We start from the raw sequence: 16,520 nt of genomic DNA, 5'->3' as shown, positions 1-16,520 counted from the left end.
ATACATATGAGGAAACTAATATTGTCCCAAGTATTTTTGTCTTAAAGCAAACTTAAGAGTAAAAATTATTTTACAAAAAAGGGACTGATTAATCAGTCCCTTGGTTTCTTGATTTTTTTCTTTAGCCCATAAATGATGAAAACAACTAGTAAAATTATGATGATAAATGGTAGGTAGAGGAAAAATCCTACTATTAATTGAGAGAAAAATCCTTTGAATATAGCTAAGGATTCTCCCATGGCTAGCTTAATCCTAGTTCCTAAGTCTGGGTTGTTTGCTCTTTGGTCAAAGGAAAAAACTTCCTTGAGGGTGATATTGTAGGTATCATAGGTCACCCTTGTTTTTAGGTCTGCCTTGGCCTTTTTTATAGCATCAATCTCACCCTGGGTTTCTATAATTTTTGCATTTATGACAAGGGTGTCATCAATATTAGTAGTTTTATCCAAGAGCTCATTGAATTTTTTTAGTTGTTTTTGCTTAATTTCTAGATCCTTATCCACATCCCTGAAGGCAGTTTGTAGGTTATTAGAATTTTTATTAATATCCATAGTCTTGCCTATACCTGCTAAGACTTGGTCAAATTTTTTCGACCTATCTCTTGGGATTTTTATGGTAAATTCGGTTGTCTTTAGATCATTTAACCTATCAGATGAGGAGAAAAAGGTCGCTTCATTTTCTATCAAACCTTTAAGAGTATTAACACTATTCTTTATAGTTTTTAAATCCTCATCATAGTTCATGGTTTCAAGGTCTATATAGACAAATTTTTCTATATAGTCGTCCGGATTTTCACTTAAATTCTCGCTTGCTTCACTAGGACTTGCTTCATCTTTTGTCATTTCCTCTCTTGCTTGGTCATGTTCGCTCGCATAGTCTAAGGCTTTATTTGCTTCTTCCTTTATAGAATAGGACCCAACCCCACAAGAAGTTAGGACAAAGAGACTGAGTACTATGAGCAAAATTTTCTTTTTCATAAGAGCCTCCTCTTTTCTTTTATTATATCATCATGGTAAAGAATTGCAAAAAATAAAAAAGACTCGTAGAAAGTCTTTCTTAATTTACTAACCCGTATAAAACAGAATCTATAGCCTTTTGTGGAATACCTATATCTTCTATTACGCACTTTTTCTTATAAGCTTCTCTTTCGTAGATACCTGCCTTCATTAGTTGGAGAGTGACAATTAAGTCTGCATCAACAACTTCACCAAGGTCCATGCCTGTTGAGGCATCAAGACCAGAAGGAAGGTCGATTGATACCTTATATTTCATCACATTATTTAGTATTGAAATAACTGTTGCATAGATTCCTGTCACTGTTCTATTAAGTCCTGTACCAAAAAGAGCATCAACAATTAGGTTTACATTTGCCAACCTTTTTTCCATATTTTCCAAATCTTCAATGCTTTCGACATAAAAGATTTCCTCGCAGAGGGTCTCGCAAGAAGCAAGGTTTATCTTAAATCCTTCACTAGCCATTGCTACATCGCCCACAATATAAATTTCAACATCCTTGTATCTAGCAAGGAGGTTTCTGGCAAGGGCAAGGCCATCGGCGCCGTTATTTCCAACTCCTGCCACTACTGCAAAGTAGCCAAACTTATTGAGGTTGATATGTTTAAGCACAGCAAGACTTGCTCTTTCAACCAAGCAAATGCTTGGAATTTTTAGAGTATTAATTGCATATCGGTCTATAGCACGCATCTGATCTCTATCAACTAAAATCATAATCTGTCCCCTTTAATCTTAGATCTTCACCAAATATTTCATAGGTCTTAGAATTATTACCCAAAATTCTAGAAAATACTCTAGATCCATAAATTTCTCCAATCATTGCCTCGCCTAAATTTGAAGATAAGATTATAGGTAGTCCCTTATTCATCCTCTCATTTACAACATCAAAAAGATTTGATTGGTCAGTTGACCTATGAGTCTCAGCTCCTAAATCATCTATTATTAATAAGTCACAATCAAAAATAATTTCGTACTGATTTTCTAAATTTTCACGCCTATCTTCAAAGGCCCAGTAATAATCGTTTAAAAATTTAAATAGCTTGGTAGATGTCATATAAACTACCGAATAATTTCTATCAAGTAGGTCTTTGGCAATAGAATTTATCAAAAAAGTCTTTCCCCTGCCAACATCTCCCCAAATATAAATATTTCCAGTTTGCTTATCAAAATTATCAATGAAGTGCTTGATATCATTTACTATATCAACAATATTTCTATATGGGCTTACTTGATAATTCATGTAGGGATTTTTTGAGAATAAATCATAGTTAAAAGTAGAGAAATTTTCCCTATTGATAGCAGCCCTAAGACCTGATTTTTCATAATTGTCTTCTATGATCAACTTTAATCTACAGGAACAAGGCTTGGTGCCCACAAAACCTGTATCCTTGCAAAGGTCATGGTGGTATTTCAAATCCATGTAATCAGTCTTATATCCATTTAAAATAAGAAGTTTATTTTTTTCTTCCCTTAAATTTTTTATTTTTTCTTCGTAAGGCTCTGTATTAATTTTTGAGGCTGCAAGCTTTAAGCTATCAAAACCCGTTTGCTTTATAAGCTCGTCAATAGCCTTTACTTGTGGAATTTTTTTATAAATTTCCTCTTTGCGCTCTTCCTGCAAAACCTTATTCATTCTTCGTCTTTCTGCTAAGATTAGTGAGGCTTTTTCGTTAGCTTTCATACTAATTCTCCGTCTTATTCAATCTTTGAAGTCTCTTGCGTCTAGCTTTTTCTGTTATAGACATCCCATCGCTTGGCATTTGTGGGTCGGACTTTCTTCTATAGGTCCTCACTCCTGTCACCTTCTTAAGCTTATCTCTTTCTTCTTTCATCCTTAGATCATTAAGACTTGTTATGCCCATATCTCGCCAGCTTTTTAAATAGCCCATTACGTACTTAACATCGACATTACCGGCTTCCCTAGCCTGTCTAAAGGCTTCTGTAACTAGTTCAGGATCTTGGTCATATTCGCCAAGGGTTTCATGAATCCTTGTAATATCTGCTGGAGTTAAATTTCTAGCTATTATTCTTTCAATATTTTCAAACATCATCGACTTTCTTTGAGCCTTATCGAAATTAATTTCATTTGAAGGAGTTTGGTCACTTTCACCAAAATACATCTGTCTTAGGGATACAATTTCTATATAAGTTTTTCCATCAGCGTTCTTTTTTTCTCTAAAAATACCCATATTAATCCAAAAATTTACAGCATCTAAAAATCTTTGGTCATCAAAGTTAAGCTGACGTTTAATTTTGCCTTCATCTACTGTATTATTATTGTAAATTTCCTTATAGATTAATAGATAAACCTTGATAGCATCACCATCAGCCATTTGAAGATAGGTATTTAAAAACATATTTTCAAATGGAGTTGTACCCATATCTAATTTTAATTCTTGCATTTCAAAGTTCATTATAATCATCCTTTGTTAGTTTCATGTTAATAATTTTCGAATAAATCATGCCATGGGAAATTTCAAAATCCTTATCATCTGCTTCTATATCTTGGTTTTCAAATACTTCTCTGCTATAAGATGCAATTTTAAAACCACACTTTTTATATAGGTTAAGAGCCCTTTCATTAAAGGTATTTACATCCAAATTTAGAGTCCTGTAATTCATTTCCTTAAAAAACACCCTTAATATAGCAAGGACTGCCTCATAGCCATAGCCTTCCGATACAAAATTCGGATCGAAAACTATGCCTAACTTGGCTCTTTTAAAGAGAGGATTTATATTTTTTAGTCCAACAAAACCTATAAACCTGTCATCTACTACTCTTCTTACAGCAAAATATTTTTTATTTGGCATAGAAATAGTGCCTTGCCAGAGTTTGATTTCAAAGTCTGTAAGGTTGCCATAATTATAGCCAATAAGCCTTGGATCAGAGAAATTTGCCCACTTCTGAAGTTCAAAAGCTGCTTCGGTATCTATCTTTGCTAAATATATCCTAGACATTTTCTTCTCTTAGGGATAGGTCTGTGAAAGTTGTGCACTGCTTATTGAAGAACAAATCTACTGTTCCTGTTGCACCATTCCTATGCTTAGCAAAAATCACCTTGGCTTGGTTAGGTTCAACTTCCTCATCGTAATAGTCTTCCCTATATAAAAGCATTACCACGTCTGCATCCTGCTCGATTGCACCTGACTCTCTTAGGTCAGATAGGATTGGTCTATGGTCTGCCCTCTTGTCAGCCTCTCTCGATAGCTGGGCAAGGGAAAGGATTGGACAATTTAATTCCTTGGATAGAGATTTAAGACCTCTAGAAATAGAAGCAATTTCATTTTGCCTATTTTCCTGTCTTCCATCTGCCTGCATCAATTGGAGGTAGTCGATTACAACTAAGTCTAGGCCCCTTTCTGCCTTTAACCTTTTTAGTTTGGACTTCATTTCTGATAATCTAATACCAGGTGTTTCGTCAACATATAGGTCAGTCTTAACTATCTTTTTTGTAGCATCAATTAGAAGGGTCCAATCGTCATCCCTTATAGACCCATTAATAATTGACTCAAGACTTACCAAGCTTACCATAGATAAAAGTCTTTGGTTTAGCTGGTAGGTAGACATCTCGAGGGAGAAAAATGCAACAGACTTTCCAACCTTGGCTGCATTCCACGCCATAGTCAAACCTAGGGCAGTCTTACCCATAGCAGGTCTGGCTGCAAGTAGGATAAGTTGAGAATTTTGTAGACCTGAAAGTTTATTATCAACTACATCAAGACCTGTTGCCACTCCAGTGATTTTCCCATCAGCGAGGGTGAGTTCATTTATTTGCTTAAGGGTCTCATCCATTGTTTCAGAAACTCTTACAAGACCTTGGCTATGACTGTCTTGTGATATTTCAAATATTCTATTTTCTGCGATCGCAAGGATATCGCTTACATCATCTGTTTGCTTATATGATGAATCGATTATGTCCTCACTTGCCCCAATAAGACTTCTTAGGAGTGACTTTTCCTTGACTGTTTTACAATAAGTTTCAATATTTGGAGTATAAAATGAGGAGAGGGTAATCTCAGTGATAAACTCCTCCCCTCCAACTTCTTGTAATATATTTTCACTCGATAATTGGCTTACAAGCGATACATAATCAACTTTAATGTCTTTTTCAAACATTGTGACTATGGACTTGTATATCCTCTGGGTTCTCGAGTCGTAAAAGTCTACAGGTTTTATAATTTGGTTTGCACTATCGAAGGTCGAATTTTTACTTAAAATACAACCTATGATAGCCTGTTCTGATAAGAAGTCATAAGGTAGTGGCCTTAAGCCATCTGTCATTATTCTACCTCAGCAACTACATTAACTTTAAGCTCTGCGTTAACTCCTTCGTATAGTCTAGCATTGATAACAAATTCACCAAGTCCGTCGATTTTTTCAACTTCTTCGATTCTCTTTCTATCAAGTTCAATTCCTTGGTTTGCTAGAGCTTCAGCTATATCTTTGTTTGTTACAGAACCAAATAGTTTTCCATCTTCGCCAACTCTTACCTTTTGTTCTACAGTTAGACCTTCAATTTTTTCCTTAAGAGCTTCAGCTGCTTTTCTATTTTCAGCTTCTTCTTTCTTAAGTTGGTCTCTCATTTTTTCAAGTTCTTCCATGTTTTCTTTTGTTGCTTTAACAGCAAGTCCTTGTGGATCTAGATAATTTCTAAAGTATCCTGACTTTACATCTACAAGGTCTCCCTTAACTCCAACTCTTACAATATTATCTGTTAGTATTACTTTCATTTTCTTCTTCCTCTCTTATATATTCAATAATAGCTTTTCTTAACATTTTTTCAGCATTTTCCATGCTCATATCTAATTGGGTGGCTGCGGCTGTTAAGTGTCCGCCACCTCCAATGCGCTCTAATATTAATTGTACCGATATATCGCCTAAGCTTCTACCTGAAATATGAATTTTATTATTAGCCCTTGTTAAGACAAAGCTTGCAAGAACTCCTTTTATATTTAAAAGGTCATCTGCAGCCTGACTTGCAATCAAGGTTGACCCATCTATTTCCCTATTAAAATGAGCTACAGCAATAAAATCATTCACTATAAACGAATCTGCTATTACCTCTGATTTGTATTTTACAATCTCAAAGTCATCCTTAAACATCCTTTTGATGTAAACTGAATCTGCACCCCATCTTTTAAGAACAGATGCTGCCTCAAAGGTCCTAACTCCAGTCTGGTAGACAAAATTTTTGGTATCAACTGTTATACCAGCCAATAGCGATTCTGCAACAGCAGTTCTTGCCTTAAAATCTTCTTCCAAATAGGATAAAATTTCTGTAACAAGCTCCGAAGCGGATGAAGCGTAAGGCTCGATATAGGAAATAGTAGCTTTTTTGATATAGTCCTTGCCCCTCCTATGGTGGTCAATAATAAAGATATTGTCAGTCTTATCTAAAAGAGTTGGCCCTTCGGTAGAATTTTTCCTATGGTTATCTGTTACAATTACCAAAGAAGCTTGACTTATCCTCTTAAGCGCCTCTTCTTCAGTAAGGATATGGTCTTTCAATTCTTCTAATTCTTCGGTCGCCCTTGCATACATATTCTCAATTGGTTTGGTCACTTCATTCAGGATGATGTAAACTTCTTTACCAAGTATCCTTGCCCCTTCATAAACTCCTAGAGATGACCCAAATGAATCCATATCAGGGTTATTGTGGCCCATGATGTAAATATCAGAGCTTGTTTGCATCATTCTTTTTAGGGCTTGGGAAATTACTCTTGATCTTACCTTAGAAGTTTTTTCTATGGCCTTAGTTTTTCCACCAAAGTACTCATAATTGTCTTCGAGCTTAACAACAGTTTGATCCCCACCACGTGAAAGAGCAATGTTGATTGCATCTCTAGAATCAGAATATATTTCACTTGGCTTAGCTCCAGCTATACCAACACCTATAGATAAGGTTGGTGGCAAAGCATTGCCTTCATTAATATCCCTTACCTTATCAAGAATTGAAAATTTATCATCGTGAATTTCAACATAGTCCTGGTATTCACTTAGGATCATAAACCTGTCGTTTTCATATTTCCTGATTAGACAGTTATATTTTTTAAAATACTCATTTATTACCCTATCAATCTCTCCCAGAATTTTAGGTCTATTTTCGGAGCTGGCAGAGTTTCTTATATCCTCATAATTATCTATAAATACAGAATAAAATACCAGTCTCTTATCCTTGAAGAGTTTTTTGATTGACTCATCGTAAGTATTGTCTATCCCATATAAAAAGGTAAGACCTTTGCTATTGTCATCTTCAAAAATTGTAGAGTAATAAAACTGGATTACCTTATCGGAAATATTTACATTCTTAGATGTCCTAATCTCTTCATTGTCAAATTCAAGTGCACCTAAGTCTGGAATTAGCGTATCTATTTCTTCTCCTATTAGGGTTCTATCTGGAAATAAGTCCCTGAAAAATGAATTGTGCCACTTAATCTTCCTATCGTCTTCTACGATAGCGATTGGAAATGGCATTTCAAATACTACATTTTTAGTAATAGAATCAAAAGAATATGACACTTCATCAACATACCTTTGTAATTCCTTAGCCTTGGTTGTGTTTATACTTTTCAAAAACAAAAATAATAATAATGAAACAAACAGCCCTAAGGCTCCAAGTGTAGGATTATAATAAAATACTACTATCGAAGCAAGTAAGGGAAATGCCATTATTAAGACAATATTAGGTGTGCTAATAAATTTTTCATTGTTCTTCATTTTTCCTCCTTGCTCTAAAATCTAAAAATATATCTGCTATCCCAAAGATTATCAAAGGGATAATTAAAATCTGGATGAGTATCAGCATGAAAAACCACTGGAAAGCCCTCGTTAGAGGCAAGTTTGAGTTCTTTAACATAAAATCAAAAAGACTTAAACCATTAGTTGCAAAAAACATCAGGCTTAGTAAAATTAAATTTCCTAAAATATATATTTTCCCGATAGAAAAAAATCTACCTACGAAATAGATAGCTAGACCAATAATCAAAAGAATAAGTAAGTCTCTAGGTCTTAGCCTTAGTTCATCAAGCTGGGTTATATCTGTATAAGTCTCATCTACAACTGACAAATAATTTCTAATTATTTTTACCGACAAGACTGCATAAAACATTGATATCCAAGCTAGTATGGCCGGATAAAGACTTGTAGTAAGCCTATAAACATCAAAGTCCAGCCTATATGGATAAGAACTTTCAAAGCTTGTCTTTAAATTTATAGCTAACTTATCCATACTTATATTATTAACTAGCATCTTGTATTTGTATAAAAAAATAAAAGTTAAACTAGTTATGATAAAAGCTGTAAGAATCTGAACCCTAGCAGTAAATCTAAGGCTTATTAGAACGATTAGCCCAAGGCTAATAACCAATAAGGGAACAAAACTTGTAAAAAGATCTTCCCTATCAGTAAAAATCATTCCTAAAAAATATGTTCCACCAGCGCTAATTAAAAAGCTTAATATCCCCTCGTTAAAGTAAAATATTGTAAATAATATAGGAATTATTCCTATAAAAATCAGGCTAGTTTGAGCAAAATATAAGCAAAGTAGACTTAGGGCTATAACAAAAATAGGCTCCATAATCTTGTTTATATTTTTTGTTAAAATCATAAAATCTCCATGTAAAAATTCAATAATTTTTATCTATATTATTTTACTTTAAAAAGGAATTTAAACAATCTACCAGGGTCTAGTAAAAATTTTTAATCCTTAAAACTATGGGTCTTATTGTCCAATAATTTCCTTGATTCAAATAATCTTATAGTAAGTTTTCCTATATAGTAGGCAACAAAATATAAGATAAGTGAAGTGATGAAAACAAAAAAAATATTACCCATAACAAAGGTAGAATTTTCGATAAAAAGACTTACCAAAAAATATGAAGTCCATATCGAATAAAAACTATGAAAGGCTAGGGTCTTATTAATTGACTTATAGTCTGTGTAAGATTTTATTAAAATCAAGCTAGTAAGGTCTGTTAAAATCCCTGTAAGGCCTACAGCTATGGCCCCAAAAAGCGTTAGCCTCAACAAAATCAGGGCCAAAAGGCCCATGACTATGGATATGGTTCCAATTTTTTTAGTTTTTAAAACTGCTGCTGTTAAAATAAAAGTAAAAAGTGGTGTGGTAAATATGACTCGGGAGCCTGGAATCGGAAAAAACCTACTCATCAAGTACAAAACCTTGCCAAAGACATACATCAAGGCTATGGATATAGCCATGAAAGTAAGGTCTTTTATCTTAAATTTTTTCATATTTTCCTCTTATGCATAGGAGTGAAGTGATGGTAATAAGGTATTTACGCCAATATAGGTGAAGACGACGCAAATAAAACCTAAGATTGCAAATATAGCCGCTCTTTTTCCTTCCCAACCCCTAGACCTTCTTAGGTGAAGGTAGATTGAATAGATTATCCAAGTGATAAAGGACCAAGTTTCCTTTGGATCCCATGCCCAATACCTGCCCCAGGCAGACTCTGCCCAGATAGCACCTGTTATCATTACTAGGGATAAGAAAATATATCCAAAGGCTATAATCCTATAGGCGATTAGGTCAAGCTGTTCTTTATCTGCCATAGACTTTGATAAAAATGAATCACTACTAAACTTATCTCTCATAAGGAACATGGCAGAAATGCCTGCTGCTACTGCAAAGGCCCCATAGGATAGGATAGCAAGGGAAACATGGACTGCTAGCCATTTACTATCAAGAGCTGGCATCAAAGGTCTTACTGTCCTATCACGCATAGCAGCGTAGCCTATTATTAAAAATAATATTGGGGTAACAAATGTGCCCATAGCTAGGAGCTTATATTTTCTTTCAAAAATCAAATAGCAAAGAGCTATGCCCCAAGCAAAGGCAGTGGCAAATTCATATTGGTTTGAAAGTGGAATCCTTCCTGCATTTACCCACCTAACACCCAAGGCTAGGGTGTGGGCTAGGAAGGCTGCTGTTAAAACATTTCTGCCCCTTATCCCCCACTTTTCTGTCTTATTTACAAAAAGTGCTATGAATAGCAACATAGATATTAAATAGCCAAAAAGACTTATATAAAATAATATATTTTCTACTTTTACTAAGTTCATTATAATTTAATCTCTCCAATTATTTTTTCATATTTTTTGCTGTGAAGCTTATCGTGTTTGGCTTGCCTAATGTGAAGGTAATCAAAACCATCGTCCCTAACTACAATGACCTCCCTAGGATTTATATAGAAGGCTAAAAATAGACCTATCATTAGGAGGATGGCTCCCAAAAGTGCTATAGGTGTTGCTGGGTCATTTGCCACCTGCAAGAGGGTAAACATCTGTGGATCCCTAATCACAAATGTGTAGCCTTCCCATTCTATGGGTTCTCCCGGATGGTTAAGTCCCATATCCACCCTAAATCCATCATAGAATATAGCATATAAAGTTACGGGATGTTTTAAAAATGGCGACTTGGTCCTTGGTTTCATCATAGACTTTTCATCAAAGTCTGGATAAAAATCTACAAATTGCAAGGCAATTTTTTTATTATCTGCCACAAAGACATCACCCTTATACATGAGCTTATCTTCTAATAACTTTTTATCCTTAAATAGTAAGGCGTGGTAGGCCCAACCTGTAGAATTTTGATATACATTAAAGTCCTTAAACCTAAAAGGCTTGTTTACCATAGCAAGGCCCTTGTCAACTTCCTTGTCATTTTTATCAAGGATACTCAGGCTTGTGATGTATTGGTCAACTGTGTAGTCTTTCCTGAACATTACATCATATTGGTCTACTTTAATCTTATAGGAAGAATTTTCAAGCTCCATTACAGTTCCTGGCACTCCATGAACAAACTCTTCAAATCCCCTGTACCTACCATAGGCAAAGGCTAGGATAATTATAATTAAGGATAGGTGGGTAAGCCAGGATCCCATGTATCCAATTTTGCCATCAAACTTATAAAAAACTTCCTTCCCGTCTACTTCTGTTTTCTTATAAGCTCTAATATTTAGCTTTTTAAAAATAGATAATTCATCATCTTTTACCCTGGTCCATGTTTGATATTCCTTCAGTTTGGGCGAAATTTCAGGAGCCTTAAATGATTTTTCAAAAATTACCTTAAAGCGGTTTACACTACACAAAAATAAATTTATCAAAAGTAGGATTGTAATTAAGATGTACCACCATGCGGAAAACACCTTATCAAAATCACAAAGAAGGATAAGCTTTGCCCAAGTATCGCTGTAGGATTGAAGATAAAATTCTTCTTGGTTACCTTGGGGAATCACTGTTCCTATTACCGATAAAAGTGCAATTACCACTAGTAAAATTATCCCAGTTTTCATCGAATAAAAACTTTTAAATATTTTTTCTATTTGTTTTTTCATAATTTTCCTTAAAGCAAAAGGACTCCTTGGGAGTCCATTTTAGCTCTTTTTATTCATACTTCTTCAAGATTTCTAGGCCTTGTTTCACTAATTCTTCAGCTTCGTCTAGGTTTTGGTGGGCCTTCTTTGAATTGTGGAAGCCTTCACCATTTTCTACCCATACAAAGTCCCATTTGAATTGAGCATGTCTGTGAATTTTTTGAAGCTCTGCCTTATCCTTATCTGATAAGTCACCAGCTTTAACATGTTTAGCTAAAAGGTCTACAAATTTCTTAAGTTCATCACTTACTTCGTTTGTCCTATCATATACGCCTTTTTGGACTTCTTCAACCCAAGCAATCATTTCATCTTCGCTCTTACCAGCGTGGCAAGATAAGCAGGAATTTTTGATATTTTCCTTTGACTTAAGTGGGCTTGTCCAATGGTGAGACCTGAATTTCTCACCCTTCTCATTTTCAAAAACAGGCATGTGGCAATCTATACAAGAAAGTCCTGCTGAATCGTGAACAGAACCCATCATAGTTTCATACTCTGGGTGTTGGGCCTTAAGGAGCTTGGCTCCTGTTTGTGGGTGTTCCCAATCAGCAAAATCAATTTCATCGTAATATTTTAACATATCATCAGTTTCAAAACCGTACTTGTATGGTAAAATTACTTCCTTAGTTTCTGGATCTAGGTAGTATTCAACGTGGCATTGTGCACAAGTAAGGCTATCAGCCTTTGTATTGTTACCATTTACATTGCCTTGGTCGATTTGTTTCTTGAAGTGATCTCTAGTAACTTGAATCTTACCAGGAGTGTCCAAGTGGCAGTCAGCACATGAGATTGTCTGCATTTTTGGATGGTCTTTCACAAATTGGTCAAAATCCATGCTATTTACATCTATACCATCTTTTTCAAGTGCCTTTACAAAGTCAATAGTCTTACAAGCAAGACATGAAGCACCTGGTTTTGGTCTTTTTGTATTAATAGCATCTTCAAGGGCATAAACGTGACCCCTAGCCCTATCATATTGTTTAGCAAAACCATAACCATCGTAGTAGGTTCTCAAATTTGGATGAGCTTCAAGATAATCTACTTGAACTGAACCACCAAATTTTGTTTCGCTCATATCTTCATTAGCTTTATATGTCGCATAAATGTCTGGATATGTATCTTTGTAATCTTCTGCAGTTTTGATTTCTGAATCATTGCTACAAGAGCTAAGAGATACGGCTAAAACAATGGCAGATAAGGTCGCAATAATCTTCTTATTCATCTTCTCCTCCTATATAATTTAAAATACAAATGAGCATACACAAAACCCATATTATACTATCTCTTATTATATAAGATAAACTATTATAAGATTTTTGGCAAACATAGTAATACCTCTAAAGCTTCCCATATAAAATTTTTATAAAAAAGGTATAATATAGTTAACAAATTTACGAGGAAATTATGGATACTAATGTTAAGAAAACTTTCGATATGTCAATCATTTCAGACCCTCACGTCCTTTGCGAATCATTGATTGCCAACACAGAGAGTTTAAGAAAAGAGTTAAAAGTAGAAAGAAAACTAGTCGTAGAAAGTGAGAGTCTTTTTAAAAAAGCCCTAAGTCTTGTTGATGAAGTTCAGAGTAAATTTTTAATAATTTCTGGTGATATAAGCAAGGAAGGTGAGCTGATAAGCCACAAAAAGGCTGCTTCTCTCCTTAAAGCTTGGCAAGATAAAGCTCCTGATAGAAAAATTTTTCTAATACCTGGCAACCACGATATAAATTCAAAAAAAGCCTACGATTATAAAAATGACAAAAAAACTCAACCAACAAGCCCTGAAGATTTTTATGCAATTTATGATTTTATCTACCAAGATTCTTCTATTTTAGAATTTTATAAGGATAGTGAAATCTTTAAAACCTACCTTGACGAAGTAAATAAAAAATATAAGAGGGAGCAAAAATATTCCTCTTATGCCAACGGCTATTTTTCTTATGTGGCAAGGATTAAAAAAGAAGATCATTATGACAACGGCCTAAGCATAATCATGATTGATTCTTCTATTTATGCAGTAGACATGGAACAAGGCCATAGGGACGGGATGAATAATGTAATTGGATCTGTATCTACAGCCCAACTAAGGTGGATAGCTGATAAAATTGATGAGGCCAAGGCCCGTAACGACATGATTATTGCCGTCTCTCACCACGCCTTTATTCCAAATTTCAGAAACCAAGAATTAGTCTTTTCACCATTTATAATCAAGGAATATAAGGATAAAATAAAAGATTCTGACCCTAGACTTAATAACAAAACCCCTATAGAAGTCTTAGCTGATAATGGAGTCAAGTTTATTTTCACTGGTCACCTCCATGAAAATGGGACAGCTAAATTTATCTCAGAAGATGGCAATGAAATCTACGATATCCAAACCGGGTCAACCATCACCTATCCTCTTCCAATCAGACACTTAAATATAGACAATAAGTCAGGAACCATAAATGGTTTTGAAATAGAAATTAAAACAGAACTTATAAAAGAATTCACCTATATAGATGAAAATAAAAACTTGATTCATATTGAAAACGCATCAATGCACACGCTAGAAAACCAACTTTCTCTTAGGGAAGTTATATCAAATTATATCAGAATCCAAGCCAACAATCCGAGGTTGGAAAATATAGATATCAAAAAAGAAATAATTGATCAGGTGAATGCTAATCTTAAAATCAAGGCCCCTTACCAGTCTTATATGGATAAGGTCGTTTTCCCTATGCTTAAAGACAAATTTCCAATCAACCGAACCATCATTGGTAACATTAACCTTATTGAAGAAAATGGAGCCTACCATATTCAAATTAAAACTATTGGCAATAGGTTGAGTATTTATTCTAACGATATTGAAGATGCCCTAGAAGTGATTTTTAAACAAATCGAGAAAGATATTCTCTACCCACCCCTTATGATTTACTTTTTTGAAAAAATCCTTAACAAGATTTTCAAAATGCCAATTGATAAGGAGGGTCATAATTTTTATGACTTTGCTAACTTCATCTACCAGTATAGGTCCAACGATATTGAAAGACCTGACTACATCACATCTATGATAGCAAGGCTGAATGACAAGTCTTATAATATTATAGACAACCTTATTGACTATGCCGGCGATGAAATAAATGAAGCTTTTGACTATATTACAACCAACATTATATTTATAAAATATGGGTCTAAAAATAGGTTTTATGACGACCTAATCAAAACCCGAGGCCTAACATCAAACCTAACCTACAAGTATATGAGGTCAAAGGTTAACAACCTAAGAGACTTGTTAAATCTCCTTTCTAAGTTTATTACAAAAAAATCTCAGATAAGTGGTGTAGACCTCGCTAAAGAAATAGCTCACTCAAAACTTGTTAGAAAATTTAAGATGGATATGTCAGATAAGATGTTTGGTCAAAGATCGCTTAGAAAATTCATCACAGATATGATAGGCGAGATGAATAAAGACATGGCAGAGACCTACCAAAATGATACAGATAATGATGTGGACTATTATTTCAATTATATAGAATTTGATGATAGTGACAATTAAAAAAACAAGCCTTGTAAATATTTTACAAAAGGCTTGTTTTATTTTACCTATAATTATCTTGAGAAAATTCAGGATCTTGAGTGAAGTTTAAGCCAAGTTTTCTTAGCATTGACTTTTGTGAATCATTTAAGATAACTGTTGAATGTGCATCTAATCCCTTTAATTTTCCAAGTTGCTTAATCGCCATATGGGTTAGAGGATTGGTTGTAGCTGAAATTGAAAGAGCTATCAACATTTCGTTTACCGATAAGCTAGTTTCATTTCCACCAAGTCCCTTGGTCTTAAGGTCTGAAACAGGCTCTATTATATGAGGAGAAATTAGTAAAATCTCATCATCAAGCTTGCCAAGTTTTTTTAGAACATTTAGAATACAAGCTGAAGGTGCACTTAGGAGGTCGCTCTTCTTGCCTGTAATTATTTCCCCACTATCAAGTTCGATGGCGAATGCTTCTGTGCCTGAAGATTTTTCCCTATCTCTTGCAGCAAGAGCAACTAGCCTATCATCAGCAGATATTTCTAGCTGGCTCATAAGAATTTCGATTTTTTCTAGAGTGTGGAGATTTTCCTTAGCCATCCTATAATCAACTAGGGTGTTGTAATATCTTCTGATAATCTCTGCCTTGGACGCATCTGCTGCTGCCTTATCATCTACTATACAAAAACCTGACATGTTTACACCCATGTCTGTAGGTGACATATAAGGAGATTTGCCCATAATTTTTTCAAACATCTTCTTTAAAATTGGGAAGGCCTCTACATCCCTATTATAGGATACAGCTGACTTACCATAGGCTTCAAGGTGGTAAGGGTCGATCATATTCACATCATCAAGGTCAGCTGTCGCTGCTTCATAAGCTATATTTACAGGATGTTTAAGTGGTATACTCCAAATTGGGAAGGTTTCAAACTTAGCATAGCCTGCATTAACTCCATTTTCGTGATCAAGGTACATTTGAGAAAGACAGGTTGCCATCTTTCCAGAACCAGGTCCTGGACCAGTTACAACGACTAGTGGTCTAGTAGTTTTTACGTGGTCATTCTTACCAAAACCCTCATCAGAAATAATTGTCGCTAAGTTATTTGGGTAGCCTACAATATCGTAAGTTTTGTAATTTTTTATACCAAGGTTATCCAAGTATTGGCAATACTTAAGAACTTTTTCCTGGTAATTAAATTGGGTAATTACGATAGCAGAAACCAAAAATCCAAAATCTTCTAGGGCTGACTTAAGTCTTATGGCTTCTGTATCGTAAGAAATTCCATTATCTCCCCTGATTTTTGTCTTTTCAATGTCTTTAGCATTTATAGTTATAATTATTTCGGTTTTATCCTTTATGTTTAGAAGCATCCTCAATTTAGAATCTGGTAAAAATCCTGGCAAGACTCTAGACGCGTGTGCATCATCAAAAAGTTTGCCACCAAATTCAAGGTACAATTTATCAAAGTGACTGATTCTTTCAACAATCTTTGCCGATTGTTCTTTTATATATTTGTCATTATCAAAAGCTATTTTCATAATTACCTCCTATTATACCTTTTAATTATACCAAGAATTTTCCAAAAAAAAATAGGACGTAAAA

General features: G+C 34.6%; 15 protein-coding genes. 1 reads left to right on the top strand and 14 read right to left on the bottom strand.

All coding sequences use genetic code 11. The features are described 5' to 3' along the window. Positions 1 to 92: 92 nt before the first annotated feature. From HMPREF1630_RS09210 to HMPREF1630_RS02110, 13 genes are all read right to left on the bottom strand, one after another. Entirely contained in the window at positions 93 to 974 is an 882-nt protein-coding gene (locus tag HMPREF1630_RS09210) for a DUF4349 domain-containing protein (protein ID WP_052039350.1), read from the bottom strand. A 79-nt stretch (positions 975 to 1,053) separates the two neighbouring features. Next, positions 1,054 to 1,725: an NAD(P)H-hydrate epimerase gene (locus HMPREF1630_RS02165; RefSeq protein ID WP_037326639.1), complete on the bottom strand. Its 672-nt coding sequence runs from the start codon at positions 1,723 to 1,725 to the stop codon at positions 1,054 to 1,056. Beyond that, positions 1,712 to 2,692, bottom strand: coding sequence for an ATP-binding protein (locus HMPREF1630_RS02160; protein WP_037326636.1), 981 nt, complete (start codon positions 2,690 to 2,692; stop codon positions 1,712 to 1,714). The genes HMPREF1630_RS02165 and HMPREF1630_RS02160 overlap by 14 nt, the downstream gene beginning before the upstream one ends. A gap of 1 nt (position 2,693) precedes the next feature. Next, on the bottom strand, positions 2,694 to 3,434 hold the full coding sequence (locus tag HMPREF1630_RS02155) for a DnaD domain-containing protein (RefSeq protein ID WP_037326634.1): 741 nt from the start codon (positions 3,432 to 3,434) through the stop codon (positions 2,694 to 2,696). Beyond that, complete coding sequence (locus HMPREF1630_RS02150) at positions 3,415 to 3,969, bottom strand: GNAT family N-acetyltransferase (RefSeq protein WP_037326631.1); 555 nt, start codon at positions 3,967 to 3,969, stop codon at positions 3,415 to 3,417. Before HMPREF1630_RS02150 ends, HMPREF1630_RS02155 begins: the two co-directional genes overlap by 20 nt. Next, a complete protein-coding gene (dnaB, locus tag HMPREF1630_RS02145; RefSeq protein ID WP_004828638.1) occupies positions 3,962 to 5,293 on the bottom strand; it encodes a replicative DNA helicase in 1,332 nt (443 codons plus the stop codon). Before dnaB ends, HMPREF1630_RS02150 begins: the two co-directional genes overlap by 8 nt. Then, positions 5,293 to 5,742: a 50S ribosomal protein L9 gene (rplI, locus tag HMPREF1630_RS02140; protein WP_004828636.1), complete on the bottom strand. Its 450-nt coding sequence runs from the start codon at positions 5,740 to 5,742 to the stop codon at positions 5,293 to 5,295. Before rplI ends, dnaB begins: the two co-directional genes overlap by 1 nt. Continuing rightward, positions 5,720 to 7,729, bottom strand: coding sequence for a DHH family phosphoesterase (locus tag HMPREF1630_RS02135; protein ID WP_037326629.1), 2,010 nt, complete (start codon positions 7,727 to 7,729; stop codon positions 5,720 to 5,722). The genes rplI and HMPREF1630_RS02135 overlap by 23 nt, the downstream gene beginning before the upstream one ends. Then, a complete protein-coding gene (locus HMPREF1630_RS02130) occupies positions 7,716 to 8,618 on the bottom strand; it encodes a DUF2232 domain-containing protein (protein ID WP_037326626.1) in 903 nt (300 codons plus the stop codon). The genes HMPREF1630_RS02135 and HMPREF1630_RS02130 overlap by 14 nt, the downstream gene beginning before the upstream one ends. Positions 8,619 to 8,710: 92 nt before the next feature. Further along, positions 8,711 to 9,262: a hypothetical protein gene (locus tag HMPREF1630_RS02125; protein WP_004828625.1), complete on the bottom strand. Its 552-nt coding sequence runs from the start codon at positions 9,260 to 9,262 to the stop codon at positions 8,711 to 8,713. Positions 9,263 to 9,271: 9 nt separating this feature from the next. After that, complete coding sequence (ccsB, locus tag HMPREF1630_RS02120) at positions 9,272 to 10,093, bottom strand: c-type cytochrome biogenesis protein CcsB (protein WP_004828624.1); 822 nt, start codon at positions 10,091 to 10,093, stop codon at positions 9,272 to 9,274. Next, positions 10,093 to 11,367 (bottom strand): cytochrome c biogenesis protein ResB, encoded by a 1,275-nt coding sequence (locus HMPREF1630_RS02115; RefSeq protein ID WP_037326624.1) that lies wholly within the window; start codon positions 11,365 to 11,367, stop codon positions 10,093 to 10,095. The genes ccsB and HMPREF1630_RS02115 overlap by 1 nt, the downstream gene beginning before the upstream one ends. Positions 11,368 to 11,416: 49 nt before the next feature. Continuing rightward, positions 11,417 to 12,625 (bottom strand): ammonia-forming cytochrome c nitrite reductase subunit c552, encoded by a 1,209-nt coding sequence (locus tag HMPREF1630_RS02110; protein WP_037326622.1) that lies wholly within the window; start codon positions 12,623 to 12,625, stop codon positions 11,417 to 11,419. A gap of 182 nt (positions 12,626 to 12,807) precedes the next feature. On the opposite strand from HMPREF1630_RS02110, the gene HMPREF1630_RS02105 reads away from it, so the two are divergent. Further along, the gene (locus HMPREF1630_RS02105; RefSeq protein ID WP_037326617.1) at positions 12,808 to 14,940 is read left to right on the top strand and encodes a metallophosphoesterase family protein; all 2,133 of its coding nucleotides are present in this window, start codon (positions 12,808 to 12,810) and stop codon (positions 14,938 to 14,940) included. A gap of 43 nt (positions 14,941 to 14,983) precedes the next feature. On the opposite strand, the gene HMPREF1630_RS02100 is transcribed toward HMPREF1630_RS02105, so the two are convergent. Next, complete coding sequence (locus HMPREF1630_RS02100; RefSeq protein WP_004828613.1) at positions 14,984 to 16,456, bottom strand: DUF1846 domain-containing protein; 1,473 nt, start codon at positions 16,454 to 16,456, stop codon at positions 14,984 to 14,986. Positions 16,457 to 16,520 lie beyond the last annotated feature (64 nt).

Origin of the sequence: Anaerococcus lactolyticus S7-1-13 (assembly GCF_000758765.1) — a bacterium.
Taxonomy (GTDB): domain Bacteria; phylum Bacillota; class Clostridia; order Tissierellales; family Peptoniphilaceae; genus Anaerococcus; species Anaerococcus lactolyticus.
Note: the sequence above shows the minus strand (reverse complement) of the source record. Positions and strands in the feature narration are given on the sequence as shown.

Excerpts from the sequence above, each read along its gene's own strand:
- HMPREF1630_RS09210 (WP_052039350.1), bottom strand. The coding sequence starts at position 974 with ATGAAAAAGAAAATTTTGCTCATAGTACTCAGTCTCTTTGTCCTAACT.
- HMPREF1630_RS02165 (WP_037326639.1), bottom strand. The coding sequence starts at position 1,725 with ATGATTTTAGTTGATAGAGATCAGATGCGTGCTATAGACCGATATGCA.
- HMPREF1630_RS02160 (WP_037326636.1), bottom strand. The coding sequence starts at position 2,692 with ATGAAAGCTAACGAAAAAGCCTCACTAATCTTAGCAGAAAGACGAAGA.
- HMPREF1630_RS02155 (WP_037326634.1), bottom strand. The coding sequence starts at position 3,434 with ATGATTATAATGAACTTTGAAATGCAAGAATTAAAATTAGATATGGGT.
- HMPREF1630_RS02150 (WP_037326631.1), bottom strand. The coding sequence starts at position 3,969 with ATGTCTAGGATATATTTAGCAAAGATAGATACCGAAGCAGCTTTTGAA.
- dnaB (WP_004828638.1), bottom strand. The coding sequence starts at position 5,293 with ATGACAGATGGCTTAAGGCCACTACCTTATGACTTCTTATCAGAACAG.
- rplI (WP_004828636.1), bottom strand. The coding sequence starts at position 5,742 with ATGAAAGTAATACTAACAGATAATATTGTAAGAGTTGGAGTTAAGGGA.
- HMPREF1630_RS02135 (WP_037326629.1), bottom strand. The coding sequence starts at position 7,729 with ATGAAGAACAATGAAAAATTTATTAGCACACCTAATATTGTCTTAATA.
- HMPREF1630_RS02130 (WP_037326626.1), bottom strand. The coding sequence starts at position 8,618 with ATGATTTTAACAAAAAATATAAACAAGATTATGGAGCCTATTTTTGTT.
- HMPREF1630_RS02125 (WP_004828625.1), bottom strand. The coding sequence starts at position 9,262 with ATGAAAAAATTTAAGATAAAAGACCTTACTTTCATGGCTATATCCATA.
- ccsB (WP_004828624.1), bottom strand. The coding sequence starts at position 10,093 with ATGAACTTAGTAAAAGTAGAAAATATATTATTTTATATAAGTCTTTTT.
- HMPREF1630_RS02115 (WP_037326624.1), bottom strand. The coding sequence starts at position 11,367 with ATGAAAAAACAAATAGAAAAAATATTTAAAAGTTTTTATTCGATGAAA.
- HMPREF1630_RS02110 (WP_037326622.1), bottom strand. The coding sequence starts at position 12,625 with ATGAATAAGAAGATTATTGCGACCTTATCTGCCATTGTTTTAGCCGTA.
- HMPREF1630_RS02105 (WP_037326617.1), top strand. The coding sequence starts at position 12,808 with ATGGATACTAATGTTAAGAAAACTTTCGATATGTCAATCATTTCAGAC.
- HMPREF1630_RS02100 (WP_004828613.1), bottom strand. The coding sequence starts at position 16,456 with ATGAAAATAGCTTTTGATAATGACAAATATATAAAAGAACAATCGGCA.